Annotated in this window: 17 protein-coding genes; 11 read left to right on the top strand and 6 right to left on the bottom strand. The window is 51.6% G+C overall.

What is annotated here, in order from left to right:
* Nucleotides 1–16: 16 nt before the first annotated feature.
* From hupB to bolA, 6 genes are all read right to left on the bottom strand, one after another.
* Complete coding sequence (gene hupB, locus M1D91_RS05255) at nucleotides 17–289, bottom strand: nucleoid-associated protein HU-beta (RefSeq protein WP_437432482.1); 273 nt, start codon at nucleotides 287–289, stop codon at nucleotides 17–19.
* A 210-nt stretch (nucleotides 290–499) separates the two neighbouring features.
* The gene (lon, locus tag M1D91_RS05250) at nucleotides 500–2,854 is read right to left on the bottom strand and encodes an endopeptidase La (protein ID WP_437432481.1); all 2,355 of its coding nucleotides are present in this window, start codon (nucleotides 2,852–2,854) and stop codon (nucleotides 500–502) included.
* Nucleotides 2,855–3,037: 183 nt separating this feature from the next.
* Nucleotides 3,038–4,312, bottom strand: a complete 1,275-nt coding sequence (gene clpX, locus M1D91_RS05245; RefSeq protein ID WP_437432480.1) for an ATP-dependent protease ATP-binding subunit ClpX — start codon at nucleotides 4,310–4,312, stop codon at nucleotides 3,038–3,040.
* Nucleotides 4,313–4,436: 124 nt separating this feature from the next.
* Entirely contained in the window at nucleotides 4,437–5,060 is a 624-nt protein-coding gene (gene clpP, locus M1D91_RS05240; RefSeq protein ID WP_437432479.1) for an ATP-dependent Clp endopeptidase proteolytic subunit ClpP, read from the bottom strand.
* A 283-nt stretch (nucleotides 5,061–5,343) separates the two neighbouring features.
* Nucleotides 5,344–6,642: a trigger factor gene (gene tig, locus M1D91_RS05235; protein WP_437432478.1), complete on the bottom strand. Its 1,299-nt coding sequence runs from the start codon at nucleotides 6,640–6,642 to the stop codon at nucleotides 5,344–5,346.
* Nucleotides 6,643–6,986: 344 nt separating this feature from the next.
* Nucleotides 6,987–7,304 carry a transcriptional regulator BolA gene (gene bolA / locus M1D91_RS05230; RefSeq protein ID WP_437432477.1) on the bottom strand — a complete coding sequence of 106 codons (318 nt, stop codon included), beginning with the start codon at nucleotides 7,302–7,304 and terminating at the stop codon, nucleotides 6,987–6,989.
* A gap of 302 nt (nucleotides 7,305–7,606) precedes the next feature.
* Between bolA and M1D91_RS05225 the strand changes: the two genes are divergently transcribed.
* The 11 genes from M1D91_RS05225 (at nucleotide 7,607) to M1D91_RS05175 (ending at nucleotide 20,837) form a co-directional block, all read left to right on the top strand.
* Nucleotides 7,607–8,185, top strand: coding sequence for a lipoprotein (locus M1D91_RS05225; RefSeq protein ID WP_437432476.1), 579 nt, complete (start codon nucleotides 7,607–7,609; stop codon nucleotides 8,183–8,185).
* Nucleotides 8,186–8,226: 41 nt separating this feature from the next.
* Nucleotides 8,227–9,702 carry a muropeptide MFS transporter AmpG gene (ampG, locus tag M1D91_RS05220; protein WP_437432475.1) on the top strand — a complete coding sequence of 492 codons (1,476 nt, stop codon included), beginning with the start codon at nucleotides 8,227–8,229 and terminating at the stop codon, nucleotides 9,700–9,702.
* Nucleotides 9,703–10,280: 578 nt separating this feature from the next.
* Nucleotides 10,281–11,228, top strand: coding sequence for a cytochrome o ubiquinol oxidase subunit II (cyoA, locus tag M1D91_RS05215; RefSeq protein ID WP_437432474.1), 948 nt, complete (start codon nucleotides 10,281–10,283; stop codon nucleotides 11,226–11,228).
* Between the two features lie 16 nt (nucleotides 11,229–11,244).
* Nucleotides 11,245–13,236, top strand: a complete 1,992-nt coding sequence (cyoB, locus tag M1D91_RS05210) for a cytochrome o ubiquinol oxidase subunit I (RefSeq protein ID WP_437432473.1) — start codon at nucleotides 11,245–11,247, stop codon at nucleotides 13,234–13,236.
* Nucleotides 13,226–13,840, top strand: a complete 615-nt coding sequence (locus tag M1D91_RS05205) for a cytochrome o ubiquinol oxidase subunit III (RefSeq protein ID WP_437432472.1) — start codon at nucleotides 13,226–13,228, stop codon at nucleotides 13,838–13,840. Before cyoB ends, M1D91_RS05205 begins: the two co-directional genes overlap by 11 nt.
* On the top strand, nucleotides 13,840–14,166 hold the full coding sequence (locus tag M1D91_RS05200; RefSeq protein ID WP_437432471.1) for a cytochrome o ubiquinol oxidase subunit IV: 327 nt from the start codon (nucleotides 13,840–13,842) through the stop codon (nucleotides 14,164–14,166). The genes M1D91_RS05205 and M1D91_RS05200 overlap by 1 nt, the downstream gene beginning before the upstream one ends.
* Nucleotides 14,167–14,177: 11 nt before the next feature.
* Nucleotides 14,178–15,065, top strand: coding sequence for a heme o synthase (gene cyoE, locus M1D91_RS05195; RefSeq protein ID WP_437432470.1), 888 nt, complete (start codon nucleotides 14,178–14,180; stop codon nucleotides 15,063–15,065).
* Between the two features lie 450 nt (nucleotides 15,066–15,515).
* Nucleotides 15,516–16,937: a Na+/H+ antiporter NhaC gene (gene nhaC, locus M1D91_RS05190; RefSeq protein ID WP_457976054.1), complete on the top strand. Its 1,422-nt coding sequence runs from the start codon at nucleotides 15,516–15,518 to the stop codon at nucleotides 16,935–16,937.
* Nucleotides 16,930–18,294, top strand: a complete 1,365-nt coding sequence (locus M1D91_RS05185; protein ID WP_437432468.1) for an alpha-L-fucosidase — start codon at nucleotides 16,930–16,932, stop codon at nucleotides 18,292–18,294. The genes nhaC and M1D91_RS05185 overlap by 8 nt, the downstream gene beginning before the upstream one ends.
* A gap of 56 nt (nucleotides 18,295–18,350) precedes the next feature.
* Nucleotides 18,351–19,346, top strand: coding sequence for a LacI family DNA-binding transcriptional regulator (locus M1D91_RS05180; protein WP_437432467.1), 996 nt, complete (start codon nucleotides 18,351–18,353; stop codon nucleotides 19,344–19,346).
* Between the two features lie 126 nt (nucleotides 19,347–19,472).
* Nucleotides 19,473–20,837, top strand: coding sequence for an MFS transporter (locus tag M1D91_RS05175; protein ID WP_437432466.1), 1,365 nt, complete (start codon nucleotides 19,473–19,475; stop codon nucleotides 20,835–20,837).
* The last annotated feature ends 1 nt before the right edge of the window (nucleotide 20,838 follow it).

Here is a 20,838-nt window from a genome sequence, read left to right as displayed (position 1 = left end):
CCGTAAGGGAAAGCGATCAATTTACCGCGTCTTTCAGCGCCTTGCCTGCGCGGAAGCCAGGAACTTTAGCCGCGGCGATTGTGATTTCTTTGCCTGTCTGCGGGTTGCGACCAGTACGCGCAGCACGCTCTTTAACAGCGAAGGTACCAAAACCTACCAGCGCTACATCGTCCCCAGCTTTCAGAGATTCAGTAACAGAAGCAATTAAAGCATCTAACGCACGTCCAGCTGCCGCTTTAGAGATATCGGCCCCTGCGGCAATCTTGTCTATCAGTTGAGATTTATTCACTCTTCTCTTCCTCTCTTTATAATTTATATCGCACCTGCATCCTTCACAGTGCGACCGCGCAGCTGTTATATCAGGCCTGTCATGCCCTTACAACACCAGTTGATGATGACACAACCAACCAGCAATCTAAATTAGCTATACAAAAAAAGACTGGCAAGTGCGAAATGCCTTACCAGCCTTGTTTTTATCAACGCTCTTTGCGCGGGGTCACTATTTTGCGGTCACTACCTGCATGCCGAAGGGTTCATTCTGCAGCGCAAGCGTCAGAACCTCATCGATACGTTTCACCGGATGGATTTCCAGATCGGCGATAACGTTTTCCGGAATTTCCTCAAGATCGCGTTTGTTCTCAAAAGGAATCAGCACGGTTTTAATACCACCACGGTGGGCAGCAAGCAGTTTCTCTTTCAGCCCGCCAATCGGCAGCACCTGACCACGCAGGGTAATTTCCCCGGTCATTGCCACATCTGCACGAACCGGGTTGCCGGTCAGGCAAGAAACCAGCGCGGTACACATCGCAATACCGGCGCTTGGGCCGTCTTTCGGCGTGGCACCTTCCGGCACATGAACGTGAATATCACGTTTTTCGTAGAAATCACCGTTGATACCGAGTTTTTCTGCACGCGCACGCACCACGGTCAGCGCCGCCTGGATAGACTCCTGCATCACCTCACCCAGTGAGCCGGTATAGGTCAACTTACCTTTACCCGGCACGCAGGCCGTTTCGATAGTCAGCAGATCGCCGCCCACTTCTGTCCAGGCAAGCCCGGTAACCTGACCTACGCGGTTTTCATCATCCGCGCGACCATAGTCAAAGCGCTGAACGCCCAGGTAGTCATTCAGGTTTTCACCGTTGATCTCAATATGCTTGAGAGACGGGTCCAGCAGCAGCTGTTTCACCGCTTTGCGGCACAGTTTGGAGATTTCCCGCTCAAGGCTACGTACACCCGCTTCACGAGTGTAGTAACGGATAATGCCGATAATAGCGCTATCCTCGACGGTTAACTCGCCTTTTTTCAGCGCGTTACGCTCAATCTGTTTCGGCAACAGGTGCTGTTTAGCAATGTTAAGTTTTTCATCTTCGGTATAGCCGGACAGACGAATCACTTCCATACGATCGAGCAGCGGTGCCGGGATGTTCATGGAGTTAGAGGTCGCCACGAACATGACATCGCTAAGATCGTAATCCACTTCCAGATAGTGGTCGCTGAACGCCACGTTCTGTTCCGGATCAAGAACCTCCAGCAAGGCTGAAGCCGGATCGCCACGCATGTCTGAAGACATTTTGTCGATCTCATCCAGCAGGAAAAGTGGGTTTTTCACCCCTACTTTTGCCATTTTCTGGATAAGTTTACCCGGCATAGAGCCAATATAGGTACGACGGTGACCGCGAATTTCCGCCTCGTCACGCACGCCACCTAGCGCCATACGGATGTATTTACGCCCGGTGGCTTTGGCGATGGACTGCCCGAGAGATGTTTTACCCACCCCCGGCGGCCCAACCAGACACAGAATCGGCCCTTTGAGCTTATTAACACGACTCTGCACCGCGAGATATTCAAGGATGCGATCTTTAACGCGCTCAAGGCCATAGTGATCGGTATCCAGAATCTCCTGCGCCTGGCGCAGATCTTTTTTCACCTTACTGCGGGCGTTCCACGGAACCTGAACCATCCACTCGATGTAACCGCGTACGACGGTTGCTTCCGCAGACATCGGGGACATCATTTTGAGCTTTTGCAGTTCAGCTTCGGCTTTTTCTTTCGCCTCTTTCGGCATTTTCGCCGCGTCAATTTTGCGTTTTAGTGCTTCGTTTTCATCCGGCGCGTCATCCATCTCACCCAGTTCTTTCTGGATGGCTTTCATCTGCTCATTCAGATAGTACTCGCGCTGAGATTTTTCCATCTGTTTTTTAACACGATTACGGATACGTTTTTCAACCTGAAGCAGGTCGATTTCGGATTCCATCATCGCCATCAGATACTCAAGACGCTCATTGACGTCAGCCATCTCAAGTACGGACTGTTTGTCAGCCAGTTTCAGCGGCATATGCGCAGCAATGGTGTCTGCCAGACGCGCAGGGTCGTCAATGCTGTTCAGCGACGTCAGCACTTCCGGTGGGATTTTTTTGTTGAGCTTGATGTAGCCTTCGAACTGGCTTATCGCGGTGCGAACCAGCACCTCCTGCTCACGCTCGTCAATGGCCGGCGAATCAAGGTATTCCGCCTTCGCTGAGAAATGTTCGCCATTGTCAGATAAAGCGGTAATACGCGCGCGCTGCAAGCCTTCGACCAGCACTTTTACGGTACCGTCCGGTAATTTCAGCATCTGCAGAATTGAGGCCACGGTCCCGACGGTGAAAAGATCGTTTACACCCGGCTCATCCGTTGAGGCTTCTTTCTGCGCAACCAGCATGATTTTTTTATCATGATCCATGGCGGCTTCAAGGCAACGGATAGATTTTTCCCGCCCTACAAATAAGGGTATGACCATGTGCGGATAAACCACCACATCGCGCAGCGGCAATACGGGGATTTCAATGCGTTCAGAACGCTCAGGATTCATAGAGCTCTCTCTTAGTTTAATGTCCGCCAGGTAAGTCGGTGACGTGACTGTGCAACACGCACCGTTAACATGTAAACCAGTATATGGGGATGTTTCCCACACATTCAACGGCGGGAATAAGGAAAAATAAAAGGGGAGATGAAATCCCCCCTTTTTTATTAACTGATTGTAAGGATTGGCGAATTATTCGCCAGATGCCTGCTGTGCTTCTGGCTTGCCATAGATCAGCAATGGCTTACTCTGCCCGCCGATAACAGATTCATCGATAACCACTTTTTCGACTTCATCCATTGATGGCAGGTCATACATGGTATCCAGCAGCGCCGCTTCGACGATGGAACGCAACCCACGTGCACCTGTTTTACGTACCATCGCTTTTTTGGCGATAGCCGTCAGCGCTTCGTCACGGAACTCCAGATCAACACCTTCGAGGTTGAACAGCGCCTGATACTGTTTAGTCAGCGCGTTTTTAGGCTCTTTCAGGATCTGAATCAGCGCTTCTTCGCTCAGCTCATTCAGCGTTGCTACAACCGGAAGACGACCGATGAATTCGGGGATTAAACCGAACTTGATCAGATCTTCAGGCTCAACCTGCGCCAGCAGTTGTCCTTCATTAGGTTTCTCAGCCGTAGATTTCACGGTCGCGCCAAAGCCGATGCCAGAACCGGTCTCAACGCGGTGTGAAATGACTTTATCCAGGCCGGCAAATGCACCGCCACAGATAAACAGGATTTTAGAGGTATCGACCTGCAAGAATTCCTGCTGAGGATGCTTACGCCCCCCTTGCGGTGGAACAGCAGCGACAGTCCCTTCAATCAGTTTCAACAGCGCCTGCTGCACGCCCTCGCCAGAGACATCACGCGTAATGGAGGGGTTGTCAGATTTACGAGAAATCTTATCGATTTCATCGATGTAGACGATGCCACGCTGCGCTTTTTGTACGTCGTAGTCGCACTTTTGCAGCAGCTTCTGAATGATGTTTTCGACGTCTTCACCCACATAACCTGCTTCGGTCAGGGTTGTGGCATCTGCCATGGTGAAGGGAACATCCAGCAAACGCGCCAGCGTTTCAGCGAGCAGCGTTTTACCGGAGCCGGTCGGCCCGATAAGCAGAATGTTACTTTTACCCAACTCAACGCCATTACTGGTATCGCCGTTGCGTAGACGTTTGTAGTGGTTGTATACCGCAACCGCCAGCACTTTTTTCGCCTGCTCCTGCCCGATAACATAGTCATCAAGATGGTGGCGAATTTCATGCGGGGTCGGCAGTGCGCTCCGCTCGCGATGGGGCGCAACTTCTTTAATCTCTTCGCGAATGATGTCGTTACACAGATCAACACATTCGTCGCAGATATACACGGACGGCCCGGCAATCAGTTTGCGCACTTCATGCTGGCTTTTGCCGCAGAAAGAGCAGTACAACAGTTTGCCTGAACCGTCTTTGCGTTTATCTGTCATGAGTCAAAACCTCTTTTCTGTTCTTGTGCCGCACATGACGACGCAGATGCCATTCCAGGCGCAAAACGCTACAAAACGTAATGCCGCTTTCATTGAGTATAGCGGTACACCTGCAGCCTGGGCATTAATTACGATGGGTCAGAATTGAATCGACCAGTCCGTATTCGACGGCTTCGTGTGCATTCAGGAAGCGGTCACGCTCGGTGTCACGTTCAATTTGCTCTAATGGTTGACCCGTATGATGGGCCATGAGTTCATTCATGCGCCCTTTTACTTTCAAAATTTCACGCGCGTGGATCTCAATGTCCGTTGCCTGACCCTGATAGCCGCCCAGCGGCTGGTGAATCATTACACGTGAGTTTGGCAAGCAGAAACGCTTGCCCTTGGCCCCCGCAGTGAGCAGGAATGCGCCCATCGACGCGGCCTGACCCATGCAAATGGTGCTGACATCAGGCTTAATAAATTGCATGGTGTCGTAAATCGACATCCCGGCAGTAATTACCCCGCCAGGAGAGTTAATGTACAGGTAGATATCTTTTTCCGGGTTCTCAGCTTCCAGAAACAGCATCTGCGCGACAATCAGGTTAGCCATATGATCTTCGACCTGACCCGTCATAAAAATGACACGTTCCTTAAGAAGACGGGAGTAGATATCGAAGGAGCGCTCACCGCGTGAGGTCTGCTCAATAACCATAGGCACCAGGGCCATATGGGGTGCAAAGGAATCTCGTTCGCCGCTGTATGACATTTCCGTCTCCTGGATATAAAAATAAATAACCTGCTGTACTGATTGTACTTGAGTGAGCCAGGTCTGACTACGATCGGCACACGGACGGAGTATCAGCCAGAGTGTTTACATTCATCTTCCCTGTATGGGGATGACCACACCTTAATTCAAGCATAACAATCTTTTGCTGTTACGCTAACACTGAAACATCCTTTTAGCACACTTCTGATAGCGTCAATGCGATAAAAAAAGCCCGCCACCTGACGGTGACGGGCTCATTGTTTACTCTATGTACGGGAGTAAATTAAGCCTGCTGGTTCATCAGTTCCTGGAAGCTGGTCGCTTTTTCAGTCACTTTTGCTTTTGCCAGAACAGCTTCTACCGCTTGTTCTTCCAGAGCAACATTGCGCATGTTGTCGGTCAGCTCTTTGTTTTTGCTGTAGAACTCGATAACTTCTTTCGGATCTTCGTAGGCAGACGCCATCTCTTCGATCAGACCCTTAACGCGCTCTTCATCAGCTTTCAGCTCGTTGGTACGAATGACTTCGCCCAGCAGCAGGCCAACAACGACACGGCGTTTAGCTTGTTCTTCGAACAGCTCACGCGGCAGTTCCAGTGCTTGCTTCTCGTTACCACCGAAGCGCTGAGCAGCCTGACGACGCAGAACGTCGATTTCGCTGTCAATCAGTGCAGCCGGGATGTCGATATCGTTCGCTTTCACCAGACCGTCGATAGCCTGAGTTTTGATGCGGTTACGTACGGCACCTTTCAGTTCGCGCTCCATGTTTTTACGCACTTCGCTACGCAGACCAGCCAGAGATCCATCTTCAACGCCGAAACGTTTGATGAACTCTTCAGTGAATTCCGGCAGTTCACGCTCTTCAACTTTTTTCAGGTTGATAACGAACTGAGCCGCTTTACCTTTCAGGTTTTCAGCGTGGTAATCTTCCGGGAAGGTGACGTCGATGGTGAACTCTTCGCCCGCTTTGTGACCTTTGATACCGTCTTCAAAGCCCGGGATCATACGACCCTGACCCATAGCCAGTACGAAATCAGTCGCTTTACCGCCTTCGAACTCTTCGCCATCTACAGAGCCGGAGAAATCAACGGTAACACGATCTTCAGCGTCAACTGCGCCGTCTTTGTCTTTCCAGGTTGCCTGCTGTTTACGCAGGGTATCCAGCATGGTGTCGACGTCTTCATCGTTGACTTCAACAACAGGTTTTTCAACTTCGATGGTTTCCAGGCCTTTCAGCTCAACGTCCGGATACACTTCGAATTCAACGGAATAGGTAAAGTCTTCGCCCAGTTTGTATTCGCCCGGAACATAGTTCGGTGCGCCAGCCGGGTTGATTTTTTCCTGGATGATTGCATCAATAAAGTTGCGGCTCATCAGTTCGCCCAGTACGTCCTGGCGAACGGAAGCGCCATAACGCTGAGCAACAACGGTCATCGGTACTTTGCCCTTACGGAACCCGTCGATACGTACTTTTTTCGCTACGTTGACCAGTTCGCTCTTAACAGCGGTCTCGATGCTGTCAGCAGCGATAGTAATCGTTACACGGCGCCCAAGGCCCTGAGTGGTTTCAACTGAAACTTGCATCTTGTTACCTCAAAAAATCACGGTGCTCGGTCAACTCTTCACTGGAAGCTGTCATTGGCTTCACTTAACCGGGATGCTTTCTCAAATTTGATAAACATTCCCTGTCGCCAGAATCATCCCGAAGACGTTCATATATAAAGACGCGGCATTATAGCGGCATCACTTTAGTGAGTCGAGAACGGGAACGCCGCATTGTTGCGCCATTTTTCACAATTCCGAGGTAATTTTGACCTAAAAATTGCCCTTCTCGCTCAAATCTCAGACAAAACAAAACGGCCCGCAGGCCGTTTTCACATAATCTGTACGCAACATACTGGAAAAGTTCACGCAGTTGCAAATGCGTTTTATGCGATGGTGCCTGCCCCACGGCAAGGCGGCGAGGCAAAAATGGTATCCTGCAGACCCGCCCACTCCTTAATGGTGTAGGTATGCAGCGCCAGCGCATGGACGGTGGAAGACAGCTCCGCCGACAGGGTTCCGTATATCATGCGGTGTCGATTCAGAAAACGCTCACCGGTGAATCGGTCACTGACCAACACCACTTTAAAATGACTTTCAGAACCGGCCGGTACATTGTGACGATAGCTTTCATCAACAACTTCGAGGAACACGGGTTCAAACGCTGCCCTTAACTTTTCTTCTATCTGTTCACGTATCATCATGAAATGACTCCTCCGCAACGCTGAGATGCTACCCATCCCTTTAAATGTTAGCCGCTTTTATCCTGCCCATAACAAGAAAACAACAAAAATTTAGCCTTCGTCGTGAATTCTCAGCCAAAGGTATGAACTCTGATTAAAAGCTCCCCGTTGACACCCTGATGCGCCCAGAAAACTGTCTCACAGTACGATTTACGCACAAGGCGATGAATTTACATGCGTTGAGCCCTTCCCCTTGCGGATGGCGATGTTATGATGACGCAAATTTTTCCCCTTTACGTATACCGTCTGCAGAGAGTCTGAACATGTTAAAAAAACTTCTTCTTCCCCTGGTCGCTATGTTCATGCTGGCCGGTTGTGCAACACCGCCAACAACCATTGATGTTGCGCCTAAAATCACGCTGCCACAGCAGGATCCGAGCCTGATGGGCGTCACCGTCAGCATTAACGGCGCCGACCAGCGTCAGGACCAGGCGCTGGCGAAAGTAAACCGCGATAACCAACTGGTAACCCTTACCGCTTCTCGCGACTTACGCTTCCTCCTGCAGGAAGTGCTTGAGAAACAAATGACTGCGCGCGGCTATATGATCGGGCCTAACGGCGCGGCTAACCTGCAGATTATTGTTAACCAGCTTTTTGCTGACGTTTCTGAAGGCAACCTGCGTTACAAAATTTCGACCAAAGCGGATATCGCCATCATCGCAACCGCAGCGAATGGCAACAAAATGACGAAAAATTACCGCGCCAGCTATAACGTTGAGGGTGCCCTTCAGGCCTCAAATGACAAAATCGCCAATGCGGTTAACAACGTGCTGACCGATACTATCGCCGATATGTCTCAGGACACCGTTATTCATCAGTTCATCAAGCAGAACGCGCGCTAAGCCCCGTTCTCTGGCCCGGTTCTCCGGGCCAGTTTCAAACCATGTCAAATCACTATTTGCGCATCTTTCAGCAGCCTAAATCAGCCATACTCCTGGTGCTGGGCTTCGCTTCCGGACTGCCGCTTGCCCTGACATCAGGGACGCTTCAGGCGTGGATGACGGTCGCCAATGTTGACCTGAAAACCATCGGTTTCTTCTCGCTGGTCGGCCAGGCTTATGTTTTCAAGTTCCTGTGGTCTCCGGTCATGGATCGCTATACCCCCTCGTTTCTGGGGCGTCGCAGAGGCTGGCTGCTTGTCACGCAACTGGGACTGCTTATTGCGATTGCGGCGATGGGGTTTCTTGAGCCGCTGAGTCAGCTTCGCTGGATGGCGGCGCTCGCTGTCATCATCGCGTTCTGTTCAGCGTCACAGGACATTGTCTTTGATGCCTGGAAAACCGATGTACTGACCGCCGAAGAGCGTGGCGCTGGTGCAGCAATCAGCGTACTGGGTTACCGTCTCGGCATGCTGGTTTCAGGCGGGCTGGCATTATGGCTTGCAGACCGCTGGCTTGGCTGGCAGGGCATGTACTGGCTGATGGCCGCATTTTTAATTCCCTGCATTATTGCCACTTATATTGCACCTGAACCCGACGATGCTATTCCCGCGCCGCGCAGTCTTGAGCAGGCCATTGCTGAACCACTGCGGGATTTTTTCGGACGCAATAACGCCTGGCTTATTCTGCTGCTGATTGTGCTTTACAAGCTGGGCGATGCTTTTGCCATGACGCTGACCACCACCTTTTTGATTCGTGGCGTCGGTTTTGATGCAGGTGAAGTGGGCGTGGTCAACAAATCGCTGGGCCTTCTTGCCACCATCATCGGTGCGTTATGGGGTGGCGTACTTATGCAGCGCCTCTCTCTGTTTCGCGCCTTACTGATTTTCGGCATGTTGCAAGGCGCGTCAAATGCAGGATACTGGCTGCTGGCGGTAACCGATAAAAACATCCTCAGCATGGCCTCGGCGGTGTTTTTTGAGAATCTTTGCGGCGGAATGGGAACCTCGGCCTTTGTGGCCTTACTTATGACGCTCTGCAACAAATCCTTTTCCGCCACCCAATTTGCGCTGCTCTCTGCGCTATCGGCGGTTGGACGAGTCTATGTAGGCCCCCTTGCGGGCTGGTTTGTTGAACAGCACGGCTGGTCGTCTTTCTATTTATTCTCCATTGTTGCAGCCATACCCGGCCTGCTTTTGCTGCTTCTGTGTAAGAAAACGCTGGAATATACCCAATCGTCTCAAACGTTTATGCGAAGAACAGCCTTTGTAACCGGCTATCGTATGGCACTACGCATCCTATGCGCAGGCTGCCTGCTGCTCGCGGTCTGGCTGTTGTGCTTACTTCTTAACGCCAGCGGGCTTACGACAATAAGTTTCCTCGATACGGTACTGGAAATCGGTGCCCTTTTCGCCATCAGCGGCATTCTTTTCGGTGGCTTCCTCGACCTTCTCGCGCTTCGCAGAACCCCGCCAGCCTGACAGCGTTCAGGCTGGCGGAGTCAGTAAGGCTGGAGTCGGGAAAAGAGGTCAGGATCAACTGAGCACGCCCTTCGACTGAATCATTTCATGAAATCAGTCGCTTAGAAATAAACCTTACTAAATAATTACTAATAGTTATCACATTGTTCAATATTTAATCGCATTTTAAAAACACGTTTCGCGATTATTAAGATATGTCGTAATATTTTTTCTTTAATTAATTTGTGCGATATAAATTAAGGGCTACTCTTTAACGATTCAGCAGCGTTATTAATATTTACTTTCCAGTAATGTTCAATAAATGCTGAATTATTGTTAAGCAAATGTGTATTAATTTGATTGGTTATACCAATTTACCCACACCCACTATTGTAAGGCAGTGTTTTCGTTATAACCTTGATGAGAGGTTGTGCGAAGGCGCAATTTTACAGGTTGTTGCATTCCGCGTGACACACTCGGCAGAACTCAGTAACACCTTACTGACACTATGCCATTCATGTTTACAGTAATGTAACCTTCCCGTAAAATGCCCGCACACTTTAAACGCCACCAGACCCCCGTGGAATTGAGGTCGTTAAATGAGACTCAGGAAATACAATAAAAGTTTGGGATGGATGTCATTAATCGCAGGTACTGTTTTACTCAGTGGTTGTGATTCTGCGCTCCTCGACCCAAAAGGACAGATTGGACTGGAGCAACGTTCGTTGATACTGACGGCATTTGGCCTGATGTTGATTGTCGTGATTCCCGCCATCTTGATGGCAGTCGGTTTCGCCTGGAAATACCGTGCGAGCAATAAAGATGCGAAGTACAGCCCTAACTGGTCACACTCCAACAAAGTTGAAGCTGTAGTCTGGACAGTGCCTATCCTTATCATCCTGTTCCTTGCCGTTCTGACCTGGAAAACGACTCACGCGCTTGAGCCAAGTAAACCGCTGGTTCACGATGAGAAACCGATTACGATCGAAGTCATCTCAATGGACTGGAAATGGTTCTTCATCTATCCGGAACAGGGCATTGCTACCGTAAACGAAATCGCCTTCCCGGCGAATACGCCGGTGCAGTTCAAAGTGACCTCGAACTCCGTGATGAACTCCTTCTTTATCCCGCGTCTGGGTAGCCAGATCTATGCGATGGCCGGTATGCAGACTAACCTGCACCTGATCGCAAACGAACCAGGCACCTATGATGGTATCTCCGCCAGCTACAGTGGGCCGGGCTTCTCAGGTATGAAGTTCAAAGCCATTGCCACACCTGACCGCGCCGCTTTCGACCAGTGGGTTGCTAAAGCGAAGCAGTCAACGAACACCATGTCAGACATGGCTGCCTTCGAAAAAGTGGCAACACCTAGCGAATATAACAAGGTGGAGTACTTCTCTGACGTGAAACCTGATTTGTTCAAAGATGTGACCAACAAATTTATGGACCACGGCAAGAGCATGAACGTGACCCAACCTGAAGGTGAACATACTTCACATGAAGGGATGGAAGGCATGGACATGAATCACGCGGAAACCTCTCACTAAGGGGCCGAGGAAGAAAATGTTCGGAAAATTGACACTGGATGCGGTGCCGTACCACGAACCTATTATCGTGGTGACGCTAGCTGCAATTATCATTGGTGGCGCGGCCTTACTGGGCCTTATCACTTACTTCGGTAAGTGGAGCTATCTGTGGAATGAATGGCTGACTTCGGTTGACCACAAAAAACTCGGTATCATGTACTGCGTCGTTGGTATCGTCATGTTAATTCGTGGCTTTGCCGATGCTATCATGATGCGCAGTCAGCAGGCGCTTGCTTCGGCGGGTGAAGCTGGCTTCCTGCCGCCACATCACTACGATCAGATCTTTACCGCTCACGGCGTTATCATGATCTTCTTCGTGGCGATGCCGCTGGTTATCGGCCTGATGAACGTTGTGGTTCCGCTGCAAATCGGTGCTCGCGACGTGGCCTTCCCGTTCCTGAACAACCTGAGCTTCTGGTTCACGGTTGTCGGCGTCATTCTGGTTAACCTGTCACTGGGTGTGGGCGAATTCGCGCAGACCGGCTGGCTGGCTTACCCGCCGCTTTCGGGAATTGAATACAGTCCCGGCGTAGGGGTCGATTACTGGATCTGGGCGATTCAGCTCTCCGGTGTCGGTACCACCCTGACCGGTATTAACTTCTTTGTGACCATTCTCAAGATGCGTGCCCCTGGCATGACCATGTTCAAGATGCCGGTATTTACCTGGGCATCTCTGTGCGCCAACATCCTGATTATTGCCTCGTTCCCTATTCTGACCGTCACCGTCGCGTTGCTGACCCTGGATCGCTATCTCGGTACCCATTTCTTCACGAATGATTTGGGTGGCAACATGATGATGTACATCAACCTGATTTGGGCGTGGGGCCACCCGGAAGTGTATATCCTGGTGCTGCCGGTCTTCGGTGTCTTCTCCGAAATCGCTGCTACCTTCTCGCGTAAACGTCTGTTTGGTTACACCTCACTGGTGTGGGCAACCGTCTGTATTACCGTTCTGTCGTTTATCGTTTGGCTGCACCACTTCTTCACCATGGGTGCCGGTGCAAACGTGAATGCCTTCTTCGGTATTACGACCATGATTATCGCGATCCCAACCGGGGTTAAGATTTTCAACTGGCTGTTCACCATGTATCAGGGCCGTATCGTGTTCCACTCAGCAATGCTGTGGACCATCGGCTTTATCGTGACCTTCTCAGTCGGCGGCATGACCGGCGTACTGCTGGCGGTACCGGGTGCGGACTTCGTTCTGCACAACAGTCTGTTCCTGATTGCGCACTTCCATAACGTTATCATCGGCGGCGTGGTCTTCGGATGCTTCGCAGGTGTGACCTACTGGTGGCCTAAAGCCTTTGGCTTCACGCTGAATGAGAAGTGGGGCAAACGCGCCTTCTGGTTCTGGATTATCGGCTTCTTCGTGGCATTTATGCCGCTGTACGTGCTGGGCTTTATGGGGATGACCCGTCGTCTGAGCCAACAGATTGATCCGCAGTTCCACCCGATGCTGGTTGTTGCCGCCGTCGGTGCCGCGCTGATCGCCTGTGGTATCGCATCTCAGCTGATTCAGTTCTACGTCTCTATTCGCGACCGCGAGCAGAACCGTGACCTGACCGGTGACCCGTGGGGTGGCCGTACGCTGGAGTGGGCAACCTCTTCTCCGCCTCCTTTCTATAACTTTGCCATTGTGCCGCAGATCAATGCGCGTGATGCATTCTGGGAAATGAAAGAAAAAGGCGAAGCGTACAAACAGCCTGCGCACTACGAAGAAATCCATATGCCGAAAAACAGCGCTGCCGGTATCGTGATTGCCGCCTTCGCAACGGTGTTTGGTTTCGCCATGATCTGGCATATCTGGTGGCTTGCCATCGCAAGCTTCGCGGGCATCGTCATCAGCTGGATTGTGAAAAGCTTTGACGAGGACGTGGATTATTACGTACCGGTTCGCGACGTCGAAACACTGGAAAAACAGCATTTCGATGAAATCACTAAAGCAGGGCTGAAAAATGGCAACTGATACTCTGACGCATGACACTGCCCACGCGCACGAGCATGGGCACCATGATACAGGGCCGATGAAAGTCTTCGGTTTCTGGATCTACCTGATGAGCGACTGCATTCTGTTCTGTTGCTTATTCGCAACCTATGCCGTTCTGGTGAACGGCACTGCAGGCGGCCCGACCGGCAAGGACATTTTTGAACTGCCGTTCGTGTTGGTAGAAACCGCACTGCTGTTGTTCAGCTCCATCACCTACGGCATGGCGGCTATCGCCATGTACAAAAACAACAAAAGCCAGGTTGTCTCCTGGCTGGCGTTGACCTGGTTGTTTGGTGCGGGCTTTATCGGGATGGAAATCTATGAATTCCATCATCTGATTATGGAAGGTTTTGGTCCGGATCGTAGTGGCTTCCTCTCCGCGTTCTTCGCGCTGGTCGGCACCCACGGTCTGCACGTGACCTCTGGTCTCATCTGGATGGCGGTACTGATGTTCCAGGTATCCCGTCGCGGCCTGACCAGCACTAACCGCACCCGTATCATGTGCCTGAGCCTGTTCTGGCACTTCCTGGACGTAGTGTGGATCTGCGTGTTCTCTGTTGTCTATCTGATGGGGGCGATGTAATGAGTCATTCTAACGATCATGGCGCTTCCCATGGCAGCGTAAAAACCTACATGACAGGTTTCATCCTGTCGATCATCCTGACGGTCATTCCGTTCTGGATGGTGATGAACGGATCGGCATCTCACGGTGTTATTCTGGGTACGATCCTGGTGACTGCGGTGATTCAGATTCTGGTGCATCTGTCTTGCTTCCTGCACATGAACACCAAGTCTGACGAAGGCTGGAATATGACGGCCTTTGTCTTTACCGTGATTATCATCGCTATCCTGGTAGTCGGCTCCATCTGGATTATGTGGAACCTGAACTACAACATGATGGTTCACTAAGAGCGGCGAGTATGTTTAAGCAATACCTGCAAGTAACGAAGCCTGGCATCATTTTTGGCAACCTGATCTCGGTGATCGGGGGGTTCCTGTTGGCCTCAAAAGGCCATATTGACTATCCCCTCTTCGCCTGCACCCTGTTGGGTGTGTCACTGGTTGTCGCCTCGGGTTGTGTATTTAACAACTACATTGACCGTGACATTGATAAAAAGATGGAACGGACGAAAAACCGCGTACTGGTTCGGGGTCTGATTTCGCCAAAAGTCTCGCTGGCGTACGCTGCCTTGTTGGGTATTGCTGGCTTTATGCTGCTGTGGTTTGGTGCAAATCCCCTGGCCTGCTGGCTGGGGGTGATGGGCTTTGTGGTTTATGTGGGCATCTATAGCCTGTACATGAAACGCCACTCGGTCTACGGCACGCTGATCGGTTCACTCTCTGGCGCTGCGCCGCCAGTGATTGGCTACTGCGCCGTCACCGGTAACTTCGACAGTGGCGCTGCCATTCTGCTGGCTATTTTTAGCCTCTGGCAGATGCCGCACTCTTACGCGATTGCCATTTTCCGCTTCAAAGATTATCAGGCGGCCAACATCCCGGTTCTGCCGGTGGTGAAAGGTATCTCGGTGGCTAAAAACCACATCACGCTTTATATCATCGCCTTCGCGGTGGCGACCTTGATGCTTTCTCTGGGTGGTTATGCCGGGTACAAGTATCTGATCGTCGCGGCAGCGGTGAGCGTCTGGTGGCTGGGTATGGCGCTGCGCGGTTACAAAGTTGAAGATGATAAAGTCTGGGCACGTAAACTGTTCGGCTTCTCCATCATCGCCATTACCGCCCTGAGCGTGATGATGTCAGTGGATTTTATGGTTCCTGACTCGCATAGCCTGCTGACCTACGTCTGGTAAGTCTCATGTTGTAAAAACCGGGTTTTAACCCGGTTTTTTTATGCCTGCAATTCAGCCCTACTGTTCGCTCCTTCCCTTCTCGTCATCACTTTCTCTTATCACATATTTGCTTTATATCGGTGCAACGCTTGCGGCCCATCACAGTTTGAGCGAAAAGCCGTTGGTGAATGCCGTCCGCTAAAATAGCTTTTAACTATGCTTGCTAATTCGAGTTAGCAATCATTATGAAAAAATGGTTACCTTAGTTTTGCACACCGGAAATGTATTTCACACGCGATGAGCCAACCTGCCGGGCTAAGGCAGGCAGCTTGTCGAAGAAAGGGAAATCTTAATAAAAACAATCAGCCAGTACGCTCAGCGTGCGGCAAAACACAACAACACCTTAAGACGGCCAGGCATTCAGCGAGGATAGTCATGTCTGTAACATCAGAACCTATACAGAAACCTGTTATGAAGCAGTTGGGCCTCCCGGCCTCTTTTCTGCTACTCGGCGCATCATTACTCTTTATTATCCTGGGCTACACGCTACTGGAGATAAAACTGGAGGCGCTGCTGTGCATTACTGCGGTGGCTATCTCGTTTGTTGCACTCTGGCTCGGGCATACGTTCCAGGAAATCATCGATGAAATCGTGCAAAAATTTGCTCAGGCCCTCCCCTCTTTAATGATTGTGATGTGCGTCGGTGGGGTCATTGGTGTCTGGATGAGTTCCGGCACCATTCCCTATCTGATTACCATCGGTCTGAAAATCATTAACCCACAGTACATTGTATTCATCGCCTTTATTGTCACCAGCATTGTTGCCACCTGCACCGGCACCTCCTGGGGCTCCGCCGGAACCATTGGCGTTGCGCTGATGGGCGTTGCCCACGGTCTCGATGCCAATCTGGCTGCGGTAGCGGGCGCAATCGTTGGCGGTGCCTATTTTGGCGACAAGATCTCACCGTTAAGCGGATCATCTAACTTTGCGGCGATCGTTAATAATCTCGATCTCTACGAGCACATCAAGCACCTGTCAAAAACCACGATTCCAGCGTATCTCATTTCGGCGGTGGTCTATTTTGTCATTGGCTTGAACAACAACGCGACAGTGGGCAATGTCGATTCTGCTCAGCAAACGGTGGATCAGATTCACGCGCTGTACCACACTCACTGGATCCTCGCCGTGCCGATCTTTATCGTGCTGGCGGGCGCCCTGATGAAAAAACCGGTGATCCCCGTACTGCTGTTTGCCACTGCCATTTCGATTGCCATTTCGTACTTTACCCAAGGGATCGGGATTATCGAAAACCTGAACGTGTGGGTGTCTGGATTTAGCGTCAGTGTGCTGCCAGGGCAGCCACAAGCGGTGCCAGAGACCATTCGCAGCCTGCTTGAACGCGGTGGTGTGGCCTCCATGATGCCGCTTATCCTAGTTATCCTTTGCGCCTTCTCCTTTGCCGGTCCACTCTCGCTGACCCAGGCACTGGACACCATCATCAATTACTTTACCCGCATTGTGAAAAGCGCCGCCGGTCTTATCTTCTCAACCATTGCCGCTTGTGTGGCGCTGATTGCCGCAACAGGTAATAACAATATCGCCTGCCTTCTGCCGTCAGAATTGTTCCGCAAAGCTTTTGAAAACAATGGGCTGCACCGTAAAAATATCTCCCGCACCGTCGAAGACTCCGCCACCGTTATCGAGCCGCTGATCCCATGGACGGCCGCCGGGGTATTTATGGCTGCCACCCTCGGCGTGCCGACTCTCGACTATGCGCTATGGGCCGTGCAATGTTATGCGGGGCTGATTATTGCAGGTTTCTACGCGGTTACGGGTTTGTGCATCGCGAAAACGGACGTACATCAACACGAAGGGGATGTGATTCATGAGTAATAAGACCTACACGCCAGACTGGGCGAGCCTCGACAGCCGCGAGATGCCGGAATGGTATAACGACGCAAAATTCGGCATTTTCATCCACTGGGGCGTCTTCTCGGTTCCGGCGTGGCGTAAAATTGATAACTCCCTGTTTGGCTCTTACGCCGAGTGGTATTACGCCAGCGTTTACGGCAATTACCGCAATAATGATGATGACTTTCACCAAAAGCATTACGGGAAAGATTTCCTGTACCGCGATTTTGCTCCGCAGTTCAAAGCCGAACTTTTCCAGCCTGACGCCTGGGCGGAATTGTTTAAAGCCTCTGGCGCTAAGTATGTAGTGCTGACCACCAAGCATCACGACGGTTTCTGTTTGTGGCCGACAAAAAATCCGCATAAAGCGAACTGGAACAGCGGGGATATTGGGCCAAAACGCGACCTGCTCGGCGACATCACCCATGCGGTACGCGACAGCGGTCTGAAGATGGGCATCTATTACTCCATCATCGACTGGGAAACCAACTGGAGCCACCGCCCGGAAGGCGGCTATTTTGTGCCGCAGCGTGACCGCGAAAAGTTCGGTATCCCTGAGGAAAAATACCCGGATGAAATTCTGATTCCGCAACTGAAAGAGCTGGTGCAAAACTACGCCCCGTGCCTGATTTTCTCTGACGGCGGCGAGTGGGATCTCAGCGAAGAATACAGCCAGACCAAACCCTTCCTCTCCTGGCTCTACAACGAAGCACCTAATAAAGATGAAGTGGTGGTGAATGACCGCTTCTTTAAAGGCATGCCTGGTGAACACGGCGACTACTACAGCACCGAGTACAACGATAAAGAGGGCTTTGGCGTCCATCATCCGTGGGAAGAGAGCCGGGGTATCGGCAAGTCATACGGCTTTAACCGCGCGGAGCAACTGGAGGATTATTGCACTTCGCAGGCGTTGATTAATCAGTTGATCGGCATCGTCTCCAAAGGCGGTAACTTCCTGTTAAATGTGGGGCCGACAGCGGACGGACGTATTCCAACGCTGCAACAGGAACGCTTACGGGATATTGGCCGCTGGATGGAGGTCAACGGTGACGCGATTTATGGCAGTGATATCTGCACGCGCCTGAAAAGTAACAATCCCCATTGTGCGTTCACCTGCAAAGGCGACAGTGACTACCTGATAACAACCGAGTGGCCAACGGACGCGCTGCGCCTTCAGCTCACTGATGGGGAGGCACCGCGCACTTGTACCCTGCTCTGCCGGGGCGAGGAAATTGACGTACCGTTCGATATTGCCGAGGGCACTCTCATTTTGCACCCGCTGCCCTGGCGGTTCGATCTTGGCCTGGAGTACGCTTACACCTTCAGGCTGAGTCGATAGAGCAGAATTACAGTCGACATGTTTTTCTTTTTTGGATGGGAATGAGGTGCCGGGAGATGGCAAAAACCGTTGAACAGATAGCCAACGATCTGAACTTGTCCATCACCACGGTACGTCTGGTGCTGGGAGGTAAGGCAGAGCAGTATCGTATCAGTGAGAAAACGCAGACACGCATCAATGAACACGTCGAGCGTTATGGCTATACGTTGAACCATTCGGCACGCAGCCTCAAGCTCAACAAAACGGAGACACTCGGGCTGATTGTTCCTAACATCTCGAATGTCTTCTTTGCCACCCTGGCAGAGAAGCTCGAGTTACGCTGTCGCCGCTCAGGTTATCAACTGGCGATCAGCTGCTCGTACGACGATGTGGATTATGAAAATCAGCTCGTTCACGCCATGATGGCAAGGAATGTCGACGGTCTTTTCGTTGTGCCTTCAACACTGGAAAACCAGCAGCATCACCTGCAGCAGGTAAAAAAACCACTGGTGCTGCTGGACCGGGATTTTCGCTTTACGGATAACGCTCTGGTGGAAAGTAATAACACCGATGGCGGTGAAACCCTGACCCGCAGCCTGCTGGCAACAGGTAAAACGCCGGTGTGGTTTTTGGTAGGCGATACCGCCCTGCCCAGTATTAACGACCGCTTACAGGGCTACCTGACGGCGCTCAAAGAGAGCCGTATCGACCACCAGCAGTGGGTTTGCGAAGGACCGGAGAATTCCCCTGAAGAAGGGCATCACCTGATGATGCAACTCATCGAAAAGCACGGCGTGCCGCAGGCGTTTATTGCCTCGTCACTGCCGGTGCTTGAAGGGGCGATTCACGCTATTCGCGCCAAACTGGGGATCATTCCTGTCGACATCAACATAGGTACCTTTGACGAACACCCGATGTTAGGTTTTCTCGCCAACAACGTCTGGTCGATGCAGCAGGACGAAGACACCTGGGCTGAGAATGCTTTCCAGGTGATGCAATCTGCCATTGAAGGCAACCCGGTGAAAGAGACCATCCGGGTCAATATGCGCCTGATAACACGCACTCGCCAGTAATCCCCACCAGGAAGGCCACTGGTCTCACTGCGCCGTTACAGCCTTGTAATAACTATTAAACAAACATCTGTTTACCGTGTACACCACCCCGCCTACACTATGGCCTGCATTCGAAATGAGGTGGTAATGAACGATAATAAAATGACACCAGGCGAGTTGCGCGCAACCTGGGGTTTAGGGACTGTTTTCTCGTTGCGCATGCTTGGCATGTTTATGGTCCTGCCCGTTCTGACCACGTACGGCATGGCCTTACAGGGTGCCAGTGAAGCCTTAATAGGCCTTGCCATTGGCATCTATGGCCTGGCGCAGGCGGTATTCCAGATTCCTTTCGGTTTGCTCTCTGACCGTATTGGTCGTAAACCGCTGATTATTGGAGGGCTGGCGATTTTTGTCCTGGGCAGCGTGATTGCGGCGCTTTCTGACTCCATCTGGGGAATTATTCTGGGGCGGGCCTTGCAGGGTTCGGGGGCCATTGCGGCCGCCGTGATGGCACTCCTTTCTGATTTAACCCGTGAGCAAAACCGTACCAAGGCAATGGCGTTTATTGGCGTCAGCTTCGGCGTCACCTTCGCTATCGCAATGGTACTGGGGCCAATCATTACCCACCAGCTCGGTCTGCACGCCCTGTTCTGGATGATTGCAGCCCTGGCAAGTGCGGGCATTCTGTTAACGCTATGGGTCGTCCCCAACAGCGAGCACCACGTACTGAACCGGGATTCTGGAATGGTCAAAGGCTGCTTTAGCCAGGTCATTGCAAGCCCCCGGCTGCTCAAACTGAATTTTGGCATTATGTGTCTGCACATCCTGTTGATGTCGACCTTTGTTGCCCTGCCCGGTCAGCTTGAGGCCGCCGGTTTCGCCGCAGCCAATCACTGGAAAATTTATCTGTTCACCATGCTGGTGTCCTTTGTGTCGGTCGTGCCTTTCATCATTTATGCTGAAGTTAAGCGGCGCATGAAGCGCGTGTTCTTGTTTTGTGTAGCGCTGCTGCTGATTGCGGAGATCGTGCTCTGGGGAGCGGGACCGCACTTCTGGGAACAGGTGCTGGGAGTACAGATTTTCTTTGTCGCCTTCAACCTGATGGAAGCGCTCCTGCCTTCCCTTATCAGCAAAGAAGCGCCGGCAGGCTACAAAGGTACTGCGATGGGCATTTACTCCACCAGCCAGTTTATTGGCGTAGCCATTGGTGGCGCACTGGGCGGCTGGGTGGACGGCTGGTTCGATTCACAAACCGTATTTCTGGCCGGCGCGCTGCTGGCGATGGTCTGGCTGCTGGTGGCCAGCACGATGCAGGAGCCCCCGTATGTCAGCAGCCTGCGCATCGAAATTCCTGACGATGTGGTGCTTGATGCGGCACTGGAACAGCGCTTACGCGCAGCGGCTGGCATCAATGATGTGCTGGTGGTCGCACAAGAGCGCAGCGCCTATGTAAAAATCGACAGTAAAGTCACTAACCGCTTTGAGGTCGAGCAGGCTATCAAAGGGGTATAAA

It is taken from the genome of Enterobacter sp. SA197, from assembly GCF_054131575.1.
This window is presented reverse-complemented; position numbering and strand designations above follow the sequence as displayed.

Bases quoted from the DNA above. Each gene is read 5' to 3' on its own strand.
- ampG (WP_437432475.1), top strand. From the start codon at position 8,227: ATGTCAAATCACTATTTGCGCATCTTTCAGCAGCCTAAATCAGCCATA.
- tig (WP_437432478.1), bottom strand. From the start codon at position 6,642: ATGCAAGTTTCAGTTGAAACCACTCAGGGCCTTGGGCGCCGTGTAACG.
- bolA (WP_437432477.1), bottom strand. From the start codon at position 7,304: ATGATGATACGTGAACAGATAGAAGAAAAGTTAAGGGCAGCGTTTGAA.
- clpP (WP_437432479.1), bottom strand. From the start codon at position 5,060: ATGTCATACAGCGGCGAACGAGATTCCTTTGCACCCCATATGGCCCTG.
- nhaC (WP_457976054.1), top strand. From the start codon at position 15,516: ATGAAGCAGTTGGGCCTCCCGGCCTCTTTTCTGCTACTCGGCGCATCA.
- M1D91_RS05180 (WP_437432467.1), top strand. From the start codon at position 18,351: ATGGCAAAAACCGTTGAACAGATAGCCAACGATCTGAACTTGTCCATC.
- M1D91_RS05200 (WP_437432471.1), top strand. From the start codon at position 13,840: ATGAGTCATTCTAACGATCATGGCGCTTCCCATGGCAGCGTAAAAACC.
- clpX (WP_437432480.1), bottom strand. From the start codon at position 4,312: ATGACAGATAAACGCAAAGACGGTTCAGGCAAACTGTTGTACTGCTCT.
- M1D91_RS05185 (WP_437432468.1), top strand. From the start codon at position 16,930: ATGAGTAATAAGACCTACACGCCAGACTGGGCGAGCCTCGACAGCCGC.
- M1D91_RS05225 (WP_437432476.1), top strand. From the start codon at position 7,607: ATGTTAAAAAAACTTCTTCTTCCCCTGGTCGCTATGTTCATGCTGGCC.
- M1D91_RS05175 (WP_437432466.1), top strand. From the start codon at position 19,473: ATGAACGATAATAAAATGACACCAGGCGAGTTGCGCGCAACCTGGGGT.
- cyoA (WP_437432474.1), top strand. From the start codon at position 10,281: ATGAGACTCAGGAAATACAATAAAAGTTTGGGATGGATGTCATTAATC.
- lon (WP_437432481.1), bottom strand. From the start codon at position 2,854: ATGAATCCTGAGCGTTCTGAACGCATTGAAATCCCCGTATTGCCGCTG.
- cyoE (WP_437432470.1), top strand. From the start codon at position 14,178: ATGTTTAAGCAATACCTGCAAGTAACGAAGCCTGGCATCATTTTTGGC.
- cyoB (WP_437432473.1), top strand. From the start codon at position 11,245: ATGTTCGGAAAATTGACACTGGATGCGGTGCCGTACCACGAACCTATT.
- M1D91_RS05205 (WP_437432472.1), top strand. From the start codon at position 13,226: ATGGCAACTGATACTCTGACGCATGACACTGCCCACGCGCACGAGCAT.